Origin of the sequence: Caldisalinibacter kiritimatiensis (assembly GCF_000387765.1) — a bacterium.
Classification (GTDB): Bacteria; Bacillota; Clostridia; order Tissierellales; family Caldisalinibacteraceae; genus Caldisalinibacter; species Caldisalinibacter kiritimatiensis.
This window is the reverse complement of record NZ_ARZA01000224.1, coordinates 1-903: the sequence shown is the minus strand read 5'-3', so window position 1 is coordinate 903 and position 903 is coordinate 1. Positions and strand designations below refer to the sequence as shown.

Annotated in this window: 1 protein-coding gene; it reads right to left on the bottom strand. The window is 34.8% G+C overall.

From position 1 onward, the window contains the following. Positions 1-325 precede the first annotated feature (325 nt). Positions 326-903: REP-associated tyrosine transposase (locus tag L21TH_RS10090; RefSeq protein WP_205617985.1), on the bottom strand; the 578-nt coding region annotated here is incomplete at its 5' end.

Here is a 903-nt window from a genome sequence, read left to right as displayed (position 1 = left end):
GACAACAACATTGAGACGTGAGTCCCTCGACAGCAGCATTGAGACGTGAGTCCCTCGACAGCAGCATTGGGACGTGGGCGTCCCTCGACAGCAGCATTGAGACGTGGGCGTCCCTCGACAACTAATAACACAAGGACGTGGACGTCACTAGATAACTACCAATATGGGAATATGATGTCACTCGACAACTAACGCTAAATTGCGTGTTGCAAAATCCCAAGTGATATGTTTTGACAACGGAAAAAATGTTCAGCGTTTTGTTTTTTTGTTGTTGAGGGACGCCCACGTCCCTCAACTTAATCTATTATAACTTTTATATTTAACACTATTTGTAATACAAATTAAAACTACTGTATTTATAACTTCTTACATCATCTACTAATCCTCTTCTTAGGGGATTTCTATGTATGTAATCAATTTTTTGTTTTAATACTTTCTCATTATAAACTGGGATGCTTCTGTATCTTTGCATCCAAACAGCATATTTAGCTTTTCCGTTAGCCTTACTTGCAAATACATTAAGTATATTATTTTTATTTTCTTTTATTAGTTCTTTTAGTATTTGCTTTGATGTATAAGTTTTAAATTCTCTCATATATTGATGTAATTTTTCTTCATTATTACCTTTTAAGATAAAATGTATATGTTCAGGCATTATAACATAAGCCACTAAATCATAGCTATATTTTTTATTATAGTAATATAAGCTATCCAATAATATATCTTTATACTTATCTTCTATGAGTATAGGAGCATAGTTAGTTATAGTGCTTGTTATAAAATACGCTATATTAGGTTTCTGTAGGTTTTTCCATGTGGGAGTTATAGTATCACCTCTAATCCTTAGTCGAGGGACGTGGGCGTCCCTCGACAACAACATTGAGACGTGAGTCCCTCGACAAC